Source organism: Paraburkholderia sp. DD10 (assembly GCF_049177125.1).
Taxonomy (GTDB): Bacteria; Pseudomonadota; Gammaproteobacteria; order Burkholderiales; family Burkholderiaceae; genus Paraburkholderia; species Paraburkholderia terricola.
This window is the reverse complement of record NZ_CP185393.1, coordinates 552,686-568,643: the sequence shown is the minus strand read 5'-3', so window position 1 is coordinate 568,643 and position 15,958 is coordinate 552,686. Positions and strand designations below refer to the sequence as shown.

Below are 15,958 nucleotides of genomic sequence, written 5' to 3'. Positions count from 1 at the left end.
GGGGCGACAAAAGCAAACAACGAAGGAAACGACGACGCCATGTGGCGAATGTTTACCAATCTGGGGGACGCCGCGCTCACGTTGCCCGTGGCGCTGACCTGCGGCATCTGGATCGCGCTATTCGACGTGCGCGCGGCATACCGCTGGCTTCTGGCCTTGGCAGTCGGCATGTCGATCGTAGGCGCCACGAAGATCCTCCACGCGGGGTGGGGCCTGTCTTTCCCGGCTTCTCATTTCCGCGTGATCAGCGGACACGCCATGCTGTCGACGTCCGTATGGATCGTCGTCTTTACGCTGCAATTCAAGTGGTGGCGTCTGCCGCCCGCAGCCGGAGTCGTCATGGGCCTGATCGTCGGGCTCCTGACCGGCATGTCGCGGGTATTGAACGGTTCGCACTCGCTACCCGAGGTCTTTGCGGGCTGGGTAATAGGAGCCGCCGTTGCGCTAATCTTTTTACGCGGTGCGCGTCATGTCGACGTGGAGCGGTTCCCGCCGCTCTGGTCGACGCTCAGCATTCTGCTGGTTTCAGCGCTGGCGTACGGGCACACGACTCCGCTTCAACGGTTGATCGAAAGGCATTCGCCTGCAATCCATCGGCATACGCTTGCATTCGCCACCTATCTCCACCCGCGCCGTCATCCATTCCACTTTCACGAGACCACGGTCGAGAATCGACGCTTGCCGGCCGGCGCGGGCTCGACGGAGCGGTCGCCGGGACGTGATGGAACAAACTGGTCGACGAAGCTATAAGGAAGCCGCGCTTCGATAAAACCGGTCAGCGCCGCCTTGAAATTCTCAGACGAGAATCGCTCGGCGTTTCTCCGGCACTCGCCCGGATCGAAGAGACACGCGTTGCGCTCGAATCGCACCACGGCACTCAACAGCGATTCGGTGGTCTGTTCATGGAAAAAGACCCCGGTCGGCCGCTCCGCGGGCAAACCCACGACGGATTCCAGCGCGCCGCCCCTGCCGAAAGCGATAACGGGCGTTCCGCACGCCTGCGCTTCCACCACCGAAATGCCGAAGTCCTCTTCCGCCGCGAATACGAACGCCCGCGCTCGCCGCAGATGATCGACGAGAACGTCGATGGGCTGATGTCCGAGGATCGTCACGTTCGCTCCGGCGACGGCCTTGATCTTCTTCATCTCCGGGCCATCCCCGATCACCACCAGCCGCCGTTCGGGGGTCTGCGAAAACGCCTGCACGATGAGGTCGATACGTTTATACGGAACCATGCGCGAGGCCGTCACATAGAAGTCCTCCTTCTCGGCGGACATCGTCATGTTCTTCAAGTCGACAGGCGGATAAATGACCGTTGCCTCGCGTCGATACGCTTTTCTGATGCGGTGAGCGATGAACCTCGAATTGGCGATCAGGTAATCGACGCCATTCGCCGAGCGGGAATCCCATCCGCGGATGTAATGCAGCAGCACCCGCGCCATCATGGACTTCATGCCGCGTGTCAGGTGCGACTCCCTCAGGTACTGATGCTGAAGGTCCCACGCATAGCGAATGGGAGAATGGACATAGCTCACATGAACCTGGTTGGGGCCGGTAAGCACGCCCTTGGCCACCGCATGGGAACTGGAAATAACGAGGTCGTAGCCGGACAGGTCCAACTGTTCGATCGCCAGCGGCATGAGCGGCAAGTAGCCGCGGTAGCGCTTGCGGGCAAAGGGCAGGCGCTGAATGAACGACGTCTCGACGGACTTGCCCTTCACGCAGTCACGGTCTTCCATGAAGTCGACAATGGCGAAGATGTCCGCTTTCGGAAAGCACTCGATGATGTTCTGGAGCACCTTTTCAGCACCGCCCGAAACGACCAACCAATCGTGAACAATAGCGACTTTCACTTCGACCTCCGTTGAGAGCACAACCCGGCACGACGCGTCGGAAAGAACCTTTCACTTATCCTTGGCGCCCGGCGGCACGCGAGCACCCCATGCCAGTCTGAACATACCGAGCGCCCGTTGCCCGCCGGGAACCAGTCCGACCAGTTCGAGGCGAACCATGATGCTCATCAGCATGACGGACAGCGTCGCTTCTCCGATCACGCGAGCCCATGCCATACCAATCGCCCCATAGCGCGGTGCGAGATAGAGCGCCGCCGCGAGATTCGCCACTCCCGAGACGGCGCCGGCTATCGCCAGCAAGCGGTCTTTCTTGCGAGGCACGAACACGTAGAACGCGACGAATTCATTGAACGCGGCAAATGGGAACATCCATGCGAAGCACTGCAGCACACGGGCGCTCGGTTCGAACTCCGCTCCCAGGATCAGGGGTAGCAAGAAAGGTGACAACGTCAGCGCGCCGCACAGAACAATGAACCCGTAGCCCATGAGCAACGCCGCGCCGCGCCGCGTGGTGACATGCGCGCCATCCTTGTCGCCTCGCGCGAGTTGCGCGGATATGGTGGGCACGAACACCTGCGCCGCGGGCCCCATCAGGCTCAACCCGATCGTCGCGAAGCGCTCCGCCGCGCCGAAGTACCCGACCTGCGCCGGCGTGGACAACAACGTAAGCAGATAAGTGGACGAAGCCGTGAGCACGACCGAACCCGACGAATAGCAGAACAGCATCGTCGAACCGCGGATCAGCGGTACGATGCCGGCGGCCCTTAAACGCGGCAGTCCGAGCTGCCAGGTGGTCAGCCCATATGAAATGATCATCGAGGCCACGCCTGCAATCAGCAGACTTGCCAGCACCCATTCGGAGTCCGCGGGCCCCTTCACCAGATTCAGAACCAGCATTAGGCTCAAGGCGAAGCCGAACACCTCGATCATGATCGGCGTGCGAAAGTGTTGACGCCCCTGAAACAGCCAGCCGAGGTTGAGCGCGGAGACGACGCCGAGCAGCGTGGCGAGCACACCGATCAGCGGTCGTTCGGACAAAACCGGTGAACACATCGTGGCGACAATGCCGACGCCTCCCCCCACCACCCCGAGACAAAGACGTGCGCTGGTATGCAGCGAATAAATGCTGTTGCATTCGCCGTTGGACTGCGCTCTCGATACCTCGCGCATGCCGACAAAGGTAAAGCCGTAGCTAGCCAGCATCCAGATGACGTTCATCAGCGACATCGCCGCCAGAACGCGACCGTACTCGGCCACACCGAGTATGCGTCCGTAAAACGGCACCACGATGATGAGGTAGACATACCTCATCAAATAGCCGCCATACACGAATGCGATGATATTGACGTGTTTTCGTCGATCCATCCCGCCTCCTTCAGGCCGATGCAACCGCTGTTCCAGGTGTTATTGCTCAACCGCTCGCCGGCGGGCGAGCGGGTTGTTGATGTAGCGAACCACGAAGTCGGACAGCGGCGAGTACGGTACGAGACAGAGGCACGACAGAACGAGGGTGCCGACTTTCTTCTTCAGGCTCCAGAACGGGTTCGCCACGATCGTATGCAGATAGTCGTGCGAGTCGCGCATCATCCAGCGCCATCGCGTCGCAATCGGTGCGTGATAGACGCCCGAGCAGAACAGCGCCTTCTCATGCGAGAAGTCGTAAAACGCTTCTGGAAGATCGATCTGCAATCGAGCCGCGGCGGTCTTTCGCAGGATCTGCCATCGCATGGTGAAGGCTTTTGGCGCTTTGTTGATCTGCTCCGAGTTGGCGAACGAGACGTTCGAGCTCTTCGTGTTGTGGACGCGATAACCGCCCAGCGATTTCGGAATGTCCGCGACCGGACCCACCAGGGCCGTTCCGTAGATCGCATAGAAGTCCGCGCCGTAGCGGTCGGCAATCGCCTCCGGAATAGGAAACACCTGTTTTAAAGCGCTTACCCGATACGCGTTGCCCGAAGCAGGCGGCGAGGGATAGAGCCAGCCGCCCCGCAACAGCGCGTCGCAATTTCGCGGAGCGGAGGAGTTCGGCACATAGGCGCCGGTCGCGTTTCCGGCCGAGTCCATCACGTCAAGGCGAAACTGCACCTTCGCCCAGTCGCCGGTGCCGAACACCTGCATCACTTCCGACGCTGCGGACGGATACAGCAGATCATCCGAATCGAGAAAGATGGCGAACTCCGCATCGACAATGTCGACCGCCTGGTTGTACGCCGACACCTGGCCGCCGTTGCTCTTGAACACCGACTGTATCCGGTCGCCATAGCCTTCGATGATTGCGCGCGAGCCGTCGGTCGAACCGTCGTCGATCACGATCACATGCGTTGCCGCATAGTCCTGTTGCAGCGCCGAGTCGATTGCCGTGGCGAGATAGCGCTCGTAGTTATAGTTGCAGATGACTATTGTGATTCTGTCCATGATCTCGCAATGCTCTGTAAAGGGTTTAACCGGCCGGCAATCGCGGGTTCCAGCCTCCGCTTCGCCGATTCAAATGCCTATGCCGCGCGACGCACCACGATATATGCAAGGTGTCTTGGAGGCTTCGCAAGCGGTCCGTTCACCTCGGACGGCACCTTGAAACGGACATTCAACGTCGCGTCCTTCCACGTCAACGCGATGTTCTCGCCGTCGCTCCGCGCGCCAGTGAGGCCGTCGATCATTTCAACGGTTGTCGTTCTAGCAGCCGGCGGCTTCACGCCGGTCGCGGTGACGCTTCGCCAACCGGTCGCGGCGCTGACCTGAATCACGATATCGCTGTCGGATAGCACTGCCGTTCCGGACGTATCGCCGCCGAACGCAAGCGGTGCCGGAAAGCGCTGCAGCGATCCCGCGACGGTCCGGCGCAGCACCACGAGACTTTGTCCCGATACGTTATAAGTGCGCGCGGGCGGACCGCGATGCGTCAGACGGAAAGGCTCGTAACCATCCCAGTGATAAATCATCGATACGTACTTGTTCGGGTCGTTCCACTCGCGATCGAGCGCCCACGCCGCAAACTCGAAGAAGTAGCGCGGCAAGTAGTGCGGGTCCTTCATGTACGTATCGCCGATCTCCGTCTGCCAGATGCCGCGGGCGGGACCGTGCTTCACGTATTGCTCGTAAAGCGGATCGAGCTCGTGCACAGGAAGATAGTGGGTGTCGATGTAATCGACCTGGTCGAGCATTCGCTCGTCATAGAGCGGACTTCTGTATTCGAGCCACCGGCGGAAATTGTCGAGGCCGCCCTGGTCCGGCCAGCCGCCATAAACGACGTAGGCGCCGTAGCTGCGAATGATTCGCGCGGCGGGAAGATGGATTCGCTCGACGTAGTCCTGCATGGCGCGCTCGTAGGGCCGCGACAGTTTCCGATCCTCATTGAAATGCGGGCCGTGCCAGAACGATGCCTGCACTTGTCCGCCGGACAATTTGCCCGCCGCCTCGTTCCAGATCTGAAAGTGGCGCAGATTGTAGGGTGGCGCGGAGTACTTGCGCACCACCGCGTCGACGTACCGCTTCCACGCGTCCACATCGATGGGAGCCGATTTCGAGTCGCCCGGCACCGACGCATTCCATTTGGGCGTATAGGCGAGCAGCAGCAGCGAGCGCACGCCATTGCGGTTATTGCGGATCACGACAGGCGGCAGTTCGCTGTTGTATTGAACGCCCGTCCTGTCGACACGCATGGGGTCGCGCGGCGAATCGAGCTGGCCGGGGCCGACCGAATCGCGGCCCCACGTCAGTCCCATCTCGCGCCACATGGCGAGGTCGCTCGCCGATCCGGCCCAGCCGTTGGTTCCAAGCATGTCTGTGATCCGCCTGCCGCGGCTTGCTTGCAACTGCGAGTCGGCAACGGCCGCAAACGACGCCGTCGGGCGCGCGAGCGGTAGCATCGCAGCCGCAAGCGCTGCCAGCTTCGACAACGCCCGGCGCCTTCCCGACACATTGCGGACTTGATAACGTCGCCACCTCGTCAACATCGATTAACCCGCCGATACGTTCGGTGCAAGCGAGGCGAGGCTGTCGCTCGCCCGACCCTGCAGGATGTCCAGCAACTTCTGCGCCGAACGATCCCAGCGATACTCCCTTGCGTGAAGCAGGCCCTTGGCGCGGTAACGCTGCCGCAGCGCATCGTCCGTCATCATCAGGGAAATCTTTTCGGCAATATCATCCACCGACGTCGCGTCGCAGTACATCGCGGCGTCTCCACATGCCTCGGGTATCGAGGTGCGCGTCGAGGCGATCACCGGGCATCCGCAGTACATGGCTTCGAGCGGCGGCAAGCCGAACCCTTCGTAAAGCGACGGAAATATGAGGCAGCCCGCGTTGCCATAAAGTGCTTTCAATTCCCCGTCGGAAACGAATCCGGCCCAGGTCACCTGCTCGGCGTTCGTTGAACTCGAGACGGAGCCGTTGCCGAAAATACGCGGGTTCCTTCCGCCGACCACCACGAACCTGATGTCGCGCCGGTGCTTGAGCCGGCCAACGGCATCCAGCACGCGCTGAAGATTCTTGCGGGCATCGAGGCTGCCCACGATGACGCAATAGGCGTCCTTCTCGAGTCCCAGCCGCTCGGTTATCGACGCGTCGGAGACAACGCGATCCAGATGATCCGCGCCCGGCGTGACGACCGAGACGCGTGATTCGGCAATCTTCAGGTGTTCGCAAATCCGCGCTTTCGAAAACATCGACACGGTGAGTATCGTGGGATCCATTCTCGGCAGCATCGCAAAGCAGAACCGGTACCAAAGCAGGAACTTGCGCGAGAACCCGTGAGGCACGTCGTACACGGCCATATCGTGAACCATGACGATCTGCCGGCGTTTCAGAACCGGATTGGTATTGCAGAAGTTCAGAAGCGTCACGCCTCTTGCCGCAAGCGGAAGCGTGATCTGTTCCCAAAGCGTGCCGCGCAGCCACGGCAGGCGCCGCTGCCGCTTCAGCAACGCGCCGGGTTCGATGATGTCCTGCGGCACGAACACCTCCACTTCATCGCCCGGATGTGCGCGCATCTGCATGGCTCTCGTTAATTCATAGGCGACTCGCTGAACACCGGTGATCGGCTGCGAGGTGAACTTTCCATTGATTGCGAAGGGCATGGCACTCTCCGTTTTACGCAGTCACAAGAACTCTGACGACAATGTCCCTACTCGCCCACGTATGTCATTTCGTGGTTTCCACGTCGCCGAAGTCGCTCGCATAGTTAGTCGGATAGCCATAGTTCCGCGTGCTGGGCCGTAGCGGAATGCCATTGAAGACCGCACCGGCGATGCGCCCGTCCGAGCGGTCCATCTTCTTCACCGTGTCGGCAATCTCCTCCTCGCTCTGCATCCCGGAGCGCAGAACGAGCAACGAAGCGCCGGCCTCGCTCGCCATGATCGAGGCGTCCGTCACCGCGAGAAACGGCGGCGTGTCGATAATGACCAGGTCGAATTGATTGCCGAGCCGCTGCAGCACCTCCTTGAAATGCGGCTTCATCAGCAGGGCGGCGGGGTTCTCCGGGCGAGCGCCGCAGGCGAGAAAAGACACGCCGTCGATACAGGTGCGCCGCACTGCATTGCGCAAGGGCATTCGCTCGGCGAGTACTTCGGAGAGACCCTCACGATTGCTTTGCTTGAAGAAGGACGCGAGGTGGCCACGGCGCATGTCGGCGTCGATCAGAACGACGCGGGCGCCGATCTCGGCGTGCAGGACAGCCAGATTGGCCGCCACGAAGCTCTTGCCCGCCGATGGCGTCGGCCCGATGACCATCACCACATTGTTGGGCGTATGCACGAGCTCACGCGCCATCGCGGTTCGCACGGCGCGCAGCGCCTCGACCGAAGGATCATGCGGAAAGCGCGCCGCGAGAATCCGATTGCTGCCTGTACTGAACGGATCCGCCGCATCGACCCGGTTTGCGGAAAGGAGCGGTTCGAGGCGGGCTCCACCTCGCTGAAACGGCAAACTGCTGCGTCCGCCCGCCGGCAATGGCTTGCGGGTAGCGCCTGATGAATTCGGATTGAGCAGCGCTTGCTGCTGGCTAAACAGGATCTCGCCGAACACCGGCACGCTCAGGCGACGTTCGACGTACTGCGGATCCGTCACGCCGATCATCACGTGGCGACGCATGAAGACGAGGAGCATGCCCGACACCACGCCAAGCGCGAGGCCGGCGGGCAGTACGACGCCGGGCTTGGGTTTCACAGGCCGGTACGGCACGATCGCCGGGTCGACGATATGCGCGCCACCCGTGGTGCTGGCACGCCGGACCTGCAATTGCTCGGCTTTCTGCACCATGCCCAGATAGATCGTTTCGGCAACCTTCTGCGCGCGAAGCAGATCCACGCTTTCGCGCTCGGACGCGGGCATTCCGCCAAAGCGGTTATCGAATTGCGCCTTTGCGGCCTTCAATTGCTCCAGTTGCGTATCGATGCTCTGCACCCAGCGGCTACCCGGTTGATAGCGATCCAGAAGTTGGGTCCGCTGCAGTTGCAAGCCCGCAATCTGCTTATCGAGGTCGAGACCGCCTTGCAAGTAGGCTTGGGCTTCGGAACCGGGCTGCATGGATTGGGAGCTTGAACGAAAGCTTTTCAGCGCAGCCTCGGTCTTCTTCAGATCAGCCAGTAACCTGGGGAGTTCGCCGTTGATGAATGCGAGCGTCTGCGTGTCGTTCGCCTGACGGCTGGCGATGGCGGTAGCCAGATATTGCCGTCCCAATGCGTTCGCCACTTCCGCGGACTTCGCCGCACTCTTGTCCGAGTACTCGATTTCAAGCAGACCGGAATCCTTGACCTTGTCCGTCACCTTCACAAGGTCGTCGAAGCGCTTCAGGGCGTCGAGCGCGTTCCAGCGAATCACCGTAAACCGGGTTCCGGGCCGCGCGACCAGTTGCTTGATGAGCACCGACACGTCGTTTGCGTTCGCGACCGCACCTACCCTGCCTTCGACGAGCAGATCGCCTGACGGAGCGCGCAATTCGTACGCGCCGCCTTCGAGAGCAACGAGCGTGAGCTTCTCCTCTTCGAGATCGCGTGGAACTTTCAATGCGCCGACCTGAACGCTTTCTCCGCCCCATGCGAACGACTTCAATCCGAGCCACGGCGCTGCGGGCTTGCCCGGTGTGGCAAACCTCGCGGCGATGTCGCCCAGTAGTGGAATGGCGTGTGGTGTGACGCTGACGTCGAACCGGTATCGCTCGATGACGGGCCCCAATACCGAACGGCTGCGCATGACAGCCATTTCGGTCACGGGCGATGGCGCGGGAGGCGGTAGCGTCTCCTGGTTCTGCAAGGCAATGCCGAGCGCGTTTTGCTCGGGCGGGTCGACGCGTACGAGAACATCGGCTGAGTAGATCTTTGGCGCGATGAGTAGATAAAGTCCCGCCAGCATCAGGAATATCGCGGTGGTGGCCGCGATCTCCCAAACGTGATCGCGCATCAGATTCAACATCTCGCGCGCGGTGAGCTGACCGCGTTCCGTGACAGCGGCGTGAGGGAGCGAATTTTGATGGTAGTAATCCACCGGCGTATTCCTCACATGTTTATTTGTCGAACATAAGTGATGCGGTAATGAACTGCCGGAGAGCAACGAGGCACGTTTCGACGGCACCACGCCTGCGGCCACTCCGTGGCAATCCAATCAATTCGACACGTAAAATTTCCATGCGACAAACAAATCGGCATTTGTTTCGCAATGCAGATTTGAAAGCGAATTGAAACGGCAATCGACCCGCGTGGGGTTGAAAGAGAACTACGACGTGGCTCGGGCAGACCGGTATCCACATGTGACTCACTACAAGAATTTCTTCCAATGCTGCATCGAAGCATAGTCCGCCATAAGCACCAGCGTCGGCGTCGGCATAAAGTCGGGTGCTATTGGCCAATTCAGTTGAATCGGCCAGATGAATGCAGGGACTCCCCTATCGTTGCGTCGGCAAAAACTTCCTTATTTGCTGGCGCTTCCGTGTGATTTTTAGCGTGTTGCGCGGCAACAATTTCTCGAATTCGGACGATTTCGCCAATACATCCGGATAACCGGACAGGTCGCCGCATGAGTAATTCGGTACGTTATGCTCAAGGGGTGGAATGTACATTCCGTTCGGAGAATTTATATGATCGGTATTACAAACTTTCCCACGCCGCGTATTACAAATAGCAACGACGACTCAAAGGCCGAGCGCCATATCGGACTGCTGGTCTTTCAGGAATGCTCCGTTGCGACCACTGGGGCGATTGGGGAAGTTTTCCGCCTTGCCAACGCATTGCAACCGCCGCAAGGTGCGCCGCCGCCGTACCGACTTTCGGTTCTCTCGGACGAGGGCGGCTTTGTCGTGACCTCTTCCAGCATTCCAATCTGGACCCAGCGGCTCGAACGGTACAGCCTGGCCGATTTCCATGCGCTCTTCGTTGCCGGTTGCGACGCCGCGATCACGGCGGAGTCTAACGAGCGGCTGCTATCGTGGATCACGCAGCAGGGATTCATCGCATCGAGCGGTATCCGGCAAGGCGCCAGTGTCGCCATCGTGCGCAAGACACCGCTACAGGCAACCGTACCGGTCTTTCTTTTCGACGACGGCCCCGATGCGCCGCCGACGCATGGCGTCACGCCCACGGAAATGGCGCTGACTCAGATCGAGCGTGATCTCAGCGCCGACACCGCGCAAAAGGTGGCTCGCGCCATGCAGGCGAAGTTTGCCGAACATACACGACCCGAAATGGAAGGCGTCAGCATTGTCACGACGGCCGAAAAAATTCGCGCGTCCGCTCGATGGATGCACGAGAACTACAGCAAGCCGATTTCGGTTGCCCAGGCCGCTGAATCCGCGGCAATGAGCAAGCGCAATTATCAGCGTCGTTTCAAGGACGAATTCGGCACGACACCGCTCGAGTACCTGTTGCGGGTCCGCTTCGACGTCGTTATCACCTTGCTCAGGACGAGCGATCTGCCCGTCGACAAGATTGCCCGACGCTGCGGCATGGGCGATGGAAATCGTCTCGGACGACTGTTCAAGGAACGATACGGAATGTCCCCGACGCACTTTCGCGCGCGCCAGCCATTTGATCCCGGCGCGCCGAACGTGGAGACTGAAAACGGATGTCGATACAGTACCGAATCGCTGCCGATGGAACTGGCGGTGGTGAAGACCTGCTAGCGGCTTCTCTCGCACGGACCGAAAAAACCTACACTCAGTCTGCTTCAAGATAACGCATAATCGCCGGAATCCACTGGCGGAGATCTGAAAGTGCATCGACAAAGTGAACCGACGATCCGGTCGCTCCTGACGAGCTATCACGGTGATCCGGAAGAGCAACACTCGATAGTCAGACGAATCAAGGAGAGGGCGAAGTTCACATTGCCCGATGTACTTTTTTTGAGTCTGTTACACCGCAAATGCATTGGCCGGTACCCCAAGCTCATTCACCCCGCCACTTTCAATGAGAAGATCCTGCAGCGCAGCCTCAAGCCCGATCCGCGTTTCGTCAACCTGACAGACAAGCTTACGGTGCGCAATTATGTGGCGGCCAAGCTCGGCCAGGATCATCTGATTCCCCTGATCGCCGTTCCCGATGTCTTCAATCGTCAGGTCTTCGACGCGCTGCCGAACTCATTCGTGATGAAGGCAAATCACGGCAGCAGCTTTGTCGAGGTGGTCGGAGACAAAACGAAGACGTCGTTCGAGCGGCTGGAACAGATTGCTGCACGTTGGCTGTCCATCGATTTTTATAACGTTTCGCGGGAACGGCATTACCGAAAGATCAGCCCGCGCATCTTCTTCGAACGGCTGCTACTGGATCAGCGTGGACAGATTCCCGCCGATTTCAAGGTGCACTGCTTCGGTGGTCGCCAAGGGCGACCTGTCATGTACATTCTCGTGATTTCCGACCGCTTCGGGCCAAACACGCGAGGGGACGTGTACGACGAGAACTGGAATCATCTCGACGTGGCCATCGGCTACTACAAACGTAGCCCAGCTCCAGCGCCTCGGCCACAACATCTCGACTCGGTACTGGATGCGGCAGTCCGGCTCTCCGAAGACTTCGATTACGTCCGGGTCGATCTGTACGCACCGGATAACGCGGTGTACTTCGGGGAGTTGACGTTTACCCCCGGCGCGGGCGTCTTGCCTTTCACGCCGGACAACATCGACTACGAATGGGGAGAACTGCTGGGTGAAGGAAGGTTGCGGCCTTCGCTCAACGGCGCCGTGGCGAACTGGTGATGCAGAGCAGCCGTCCGCGCCCGCCACGTTCATGCCGCGCGCGACCCGAGCTCATCCGGCAGTGCCCGTGACCTGTGAGCCGGGCCCGTTGCCGTCGACGTTCATCAACGCACGGACATGCGCCATCGTGCCGGTCGCGAGACCCTCCAGACTATAGCCGCCTTCCAGAATCGAAACGATGCGTCCTTCGCATGTCGCATCGGCTATATGCATTAGTTCGTCGGTGATCCAGCCGAAATCACTGTCTTCGAGATTCAGGCCGGCGAGCGGATCCAGGCGATGCGCGTCGAAGCCCGCGGAAATGATGATGAATTGGGGGTTGAACCGGCGTACCGCGGGCAACATGTCGGATGTGATCCGCGCACGGAACAGCGTCGAATCGCAACCGCCGGGCAACGGAATATTCACGATGTTGTGATTCACGCCGGTCTCGGATACGGCGCCCGTACCGGGATACAAAGGCGACTGGTGGCTGGAGGCATAGAACAATTCCGGGCGATGGAAAAAAGCCGCTTGCGTGCCGTTACCGTGATGAACATCCAAGTCGACGACCGCGACGCGCTCCAGCTTGTGTACTTCGCAAGCGTAGGCCGCGGCGATCGCGGCCTGATTGAAGATACAAAAGCCCATTGCCCTCGCCGGCTCGGCATGATGACCACATGGACGCGTCGCGCAGAACGCGTTGCGCGCCTCCCTGTTCATTACCGCATCGACGCCGGCACACGCCGCGCCAACGCAGCGCATGACGGCTTCCCAGGAGCCTGGCGACATCACCGTGTCGCCGGCATCGAGCGGCACATAACCTCGCTTCGGGGCAATCTGCTCGACCTCGTCGACGAACGCCGGGTCGTGGATCAATTGCACCTGCTCGAGTGTGCCCAGCGGCGCCTCGCGCCATTCCAGCGCCGCGAATTCCGGCGACCGCAATGCGCGCAGCACGGCCTTCAGACGTTCCGGCGACTCCGGATGACCGGAGCCTGGGCGATGATCCAGACACGCTGCATGGGAAAAAACAAGGGTAGTCGTCATTTAGATTGATGCCTCACGGGCCCATCTCTTCTCATTGCAAGAAGCAAGCATAGGGCCGTCTGTAGCTTGACGACAATTAGACATTCCGTGGGAGATCATAGCCATTCGCTTATGGATAGCCAGCCTCGCGCGTAATCGGTTCTTCCCTTTCCCCTGCCCGATCAGACGGCGTTCGCCAACATTGACTGCCGACAGTCCGCCGTGGCGCATCGGCACGCATACTGCGCTCTAATGTCTTCGTCGGGCGGATCGTCGGTTTCCAGCAGGTATTCGATAAACAGTTCCTCGCCCGCCTCGATCGGACGAAGCGTGTGAATGAAGATGCGGCAGGCGTCTTCGACGGTCTCGCAGTTAGGCGCGCATGCGTGGTTCAGCCAGCGGGCGCTGTTGCCGCCGCGGCTGCCATCGATCACGCGCCCATCCGACAAGCCAAAAAGAAACGTGTGCCCGGCCACGCCTTCACGTTGGTGCCGGCGCACGGCTTTGCGCCAGCTGATTAACTCGCCTTTGTATTCGAGCACCCGCTCGCCCGCCGAAAGCGGCCGCATGGCGAATACGCCCTTCCCATGAACCGAAGATCGCCGGACGATCACGCGCCGCATAGCCTTCCCCTAAGTGGTGTTTATGCCAGAGTATATGAGAGGCAGTTTTCCCCTTCCAGTGGTTCTTGATGCGCGCGGCACGCACGGGTACAAGCTTCGCGGCAACGCCAGGCAAAAAAAGCCCGGCTTATGCCGGGCAAAAGTTCGCGCTCTCGCGCGCGAATGACGAAACGCCTCGCTTATTGGCAGAGTATTGGCAGAGCCGCCATCTAGCCCGCGGGAGAACGCTCCTTCCGCTGACCGCCATCGCGCCGGCGGACAAGCCAGGACGGCAACATCGATTCCAGCGAATCGCTGCGATCCACGAAGTAGTGTTTCAACGCCATCAATACGTGTCCGCAGACCAGAATGGCGATCGCATACGCGAGAAAGATGTGCACCTGTTTGAAGACGGGTGCAAGCGCGGGCGTCTTGTCCATCAAGGGCGGCAAGAAGAACAGGCCGGCCACCGGAATCTTGAACCCCGCCGCCGAACTCCAGAGCCATCCCGACAATGGCAGTGCAAGCATGCATAAGTAGAGCAGCAGGTGCCCAACACGCGCTGCGGCGCGCTCCAGCGACGGCACGCCGCATGACGCCGCAGGCGCGCCGTGCATGAGCCGCCACGGAATCCGGGCCGCCAGCAAAAACAGCGTGATCGTCGCAATCGACTTGTGCAGCATGATGCTGTCAGTCTGAATCTTCTGCGGAAGACTCAGCGTGCTGGAGTAGTACCCCGCGATCCATGCGCAGATGATTGCTACCGCCATCGTCCAGTGGAGAATCTTTGCGATGGGCGTGTATTGTCTCCTTTCCATTTCAACTCCTTTATGGGTTCGTCCAGCCGAATCGCTCAATTCGACGATGCGGGCACTGCCGGCGCTGCCTTCTGAGGGGCGGACTTGCGTTCGGCATTCAAAAGGTTCTCGGGATACTGATCGGGCGCTGCCTGCGGCCCATAGCCGTTGCGCTGAAGGTTCTGCAATTCGGCATTTCTCACCTGACGCGCCTGTTTTCTCTCGGCCTTGCGTTGTGCCTCGCGTTGTGCCTCGCGTTGTGCCTCGCGTTGTGCCTCGCGTTGTGCCTTGAGCGCCTGCTTCTGTGCCTTGCTGTCGGCCTTGCTCGCGGAAGCCGGCGTCATGTCCGGCTGCGACGGCATGGGGGCGCTCGCCGCCACGCCCTGCGCTTGCGCGACGAGCGGCATCGCCGATATGAGCAACCCCGCGACCCATTGTCGTGAACATCTATGCACGATGATCTCCTCTTTGAAATCCATGTTGTTGGTTTGGGCAAACTGCGAAATTCCACGCCAGCAACGACTTAAACCTCGACACAGGTCACCCGCTGCACACCGAGACCATCGATGCCGGCTTCAAGGACATCGCCGGGGCGCAAGTAGCGCCCATGATGGGTGCCCAGGCCGGCTGGCGTACCGGTGCAGATCAGGTCGCCAGGCTCGAGCCGCGTGAAGTTGGAAAGATAGGCGATCTGCTCGCCGATACTGAAGATCATGTCGCTGGCTACGCCCTCCTGCATCGATGATCCGTTCAGGCGAAGCCATAACCCGAGCTGTTGCGCATCGGCGATATGCCATGCCGGCACCATCCACGGTCCGGCGGGAAGCCAGCCCGGCCGCGCCTTCGACTGCAGCCAGTCCGCGCCCAATGCGGGTGCGTCCCGACGAAATATCCGCTCACGCAACGTGATGTCATTGACGACGCAATAGCCGGCGACGCAGGCGAGCGCATCTTCGGCGCGGACGTGTACCGCGCTTTTGCCGATCACGACGCCAATTTCCACTTCCCAGTCGAGCGTCGTGAGGTTGCGCGAAACAGGCAGCAAGTCGTTCGGTCCCGCAACGCAGGCGGGGCCTTTCAGGCAGATGTAGGGAGCGCCTTCCCGCCGCCGCGTTTCGATGGAATCCAGCAGCGCGGCGCGGCGTGCGGCGGCGCCGGGACCATCCGGTCCGTCGTCCGCATCGAGAGCGGCTTGCAGTAGTTGGCTGCGGTAATTGCCGATCGTGCAATAGACCTGCCGCGGCGCGACCGGAGCGTGCATGCGAAAGCTCGACAGCGGCGCGCCGCGTGTTTCGATTGCATCAGCCGTCGCGGGATCGTCGGAGATCCGCTTTAGCAAAGCCGCGTTGGCATCCCACTCACGCAGGAATGTCTCGATGCAGTGCGCCCCGCGCAAACCCACCCGCGCCCAATAGGCCAGCGCAAGCGCATGCGTTTCGGTCGACAACGCTGGAAACGGCGGGCAATCAGCGAATGAAACGTTGACAAGTACTGGGAGCATGGCGGTAATCGTGTTGGTGATGG

14 protein-coding genes are annotated in these 15,958 nt (G+C 60.5%); 3 read left to right on the top strand and 11 right to left on the bottom strand.

Annotation, left to right across the window (positions count from 1 at the left end):
- Nucleotides 1–39 precede the first annotated feature (39 nt).
- Nucleotides 40–750 (top strand): phosphatase PAP2 family protein, encoded by a 711-nt coding sequence (locus ACOCG7_RS17955; protein WP_114162182.1) that lies wholly within the window; start codon nucleotides 40–42, stop codon nucleotides 748–750.
- Here ACOCG7_RS17955 and ACOCG7_RS17950 read toward each other — a convergent pair.
- The 6 genes from ACOCG7_RS17950 to ACOCG7_RS17925 form a co-directional block, all read right to left on the bottom strand.
- Nucleotides 651–1,853: a glycosyltransferase family 4 protein gene (locus ACOCG7_RS17950; RefSeq protein WP_073427501.1), complete on the bottom strand. Its 1,203-nt coding sequence runs from the start codon at nucleotides 1,851–1,853 to the stop codon at nucleotides 651–653. The two genes, ACOCG7_RS17955 and ACOCG7_RS17950, sit on opposite strands and share 100 nt — an antisense overlap.
- 51 nt (nucleotides 1,854–1,904) lie before the next feature.
- The gene (locus tag ACOCG7_RS17945) at nucleotides 1,905–3,218 is read right to left on the bottom strand and encodes a lipopolysaccharide biosynthesis protein (protein ID WP_114162181.1); all 1,314 of its coding nucleotides are present in this window, start codon (nucleotides 3,216–3,218) and stop codon (nucleotides 1,905–1,907) included.
- A gap of 39 nt (nucleotides 3,219–3,257) precedes the next feature.
- Entirely contained in the window at nucleotides 3,258–4,268 is a 1,011-nt protein-coding gene (locus ACOCG7_RS17940; RefSeq protein ID WP_114162180.1) for a glycosyltransferase family 2 protein, read from the bottom strand.
- 77 nt (nucleotides 4,269–4,345) lie between these two features.
- Nucleotides 4,346–5,806 carry a hypothetical protein gene (locus tag ACOCG7_RS17935; RefSeq protein WP_114162179.1) on the bottom strand — a complete coding sequence of 487 codons (1,461 nt, stop codon included), beginning with the start codon at nucleotides 5,804–5,806 and terminating at the stop codon, nucleotides 4,346–4,348.
- 3 nt (nucleotides 5,807–5,809) lie between these two features.
- A complete protein-coding gene (locus ACOCG7_RS17930; RefSeq protein WP_114162178.1) occupies nucleotides 5,810–6,925 on the bottom strand; it encodes a glycosyltransferase family 4 protein in 1,116 nt (371 codons plus the stop codon).
- A 64-nt stretch (nucleotides 6,926–6,989) separates the two neighbouring features.
- Complete coding sequence (locus ACOCG7_RS17925; protein WP_244219980.1) at nucleotides 6,990–9,329, bottom strand: polysaccharide biosynthesis tyrosine autokinase; 2,340 nt, start codon at nucleotides 9,327–9,329, stop codon at nucleotides 6,990–6,992.
- Nucleotides 9,330–9,876: 547 nt separating this feature from the next.
- Here ACOCG7_RS17925 and ACOCG7_RS17920 point away from each other — a divergent pair.
- Together ACOCG7_RS17920 and ACOCG7_RS17915 are read left to right on the top strand one after the other, a co-directional pair.
- Nucleotides 9,877–10,959 (top strand): GlxA family transcriptional regulator, encoded by a 1,083-nt coding sequence (locus tag ACOCG7_RS17920; protein WP_421379302.1) that lies wholly within the window; start codon nucleotides 9,877–9,879, stop codon nucleotides 10,957–10,959.
- Between the two features lie 114 nt (nucleotides 10,960–11,073).
- A complete protein-coding gene (locus tag ACOCG7_RS17915; protein WP_244220008.1) occupies nucleotides 11,074–12,027 on the top strand; it encodes an ATP-grasp fold amidoligase family protein in 954 nt (317 codons plus the stop codon).
- Nucleotides 12,028–12,078: 51 nt separating this feature from the next.
- Here the strand turns inward: ACOCG7_RS17915 and ACOCG7_RS17910 are convergent, their stop codons facing one another.
- From ACOCG7_RS17910 to ACOCG7_RS17890, 5 genes are all read right to left on the bottom strand, one after another.
- On the bottom strand, nucleotides 12,079–13,056 hold the full coding sequence (locus ACOCG7_RS17910; protein WP_114162175.1) for a histone deacetylase family protein: 978 nt from the start codon (nucleotides 13,054–13,056) through the stop codon (nucleotides 12,079–12,081).
- Between the two features lie 161 nt (nucleotides 13,057–13,217).
- A complete protein-coding gene (locus tag ACOCG7_RS17905) occupies nucleotides 13,218–13,658 on the bottom strand; it encodes an SET domain-containing protein (RefSeq protein WP_073427494.1) in 441 nt (146 codons plus the stop codon).
- Between the two features lie 209 nt (nucleotides 13,659–13,867).
- Nucleotides 13,868–14,455, bottom strand: coding sequence for a cytochrome b (locus tag ACOCG7_RS17900; protein WP_073427493.1), 588 nt, complete (start codon nucleotides 14,453–14,455; stop codon nucleotides 13,868–13,870).
- 35 nt (nucleotides 14,456–14,490) lie between these two features.
- Nucleotides 14,491–14,913: a hypothetical protein gene (locus ACOCG7_RS17895; RefSeq protein WP_421379297.1), complete on the bottom strand. Its 423-nt coding sequence runs from the start codon at nucleotides 14,911–14,913 to the stop codon at nucleotides 14,491–14,493.
- Between the two features lie 44 nt (nucleotides 14,914–14,957).
- On the bottom strand, nucleotides 14,958–15,935 hold the full coding sequence (locus ACOCG7_RS17890) for a fumarylacetoacetate hydrolase family protein (RefSeq protein ID WP_114163457.1): 978 nt from the start codon (nucleotides 15,933–15,935) through the stop codon (nucleotides 14,958–14,960).
- Nucleotides 15,936–15,958 lie beyond the last annotated feature (23 nt).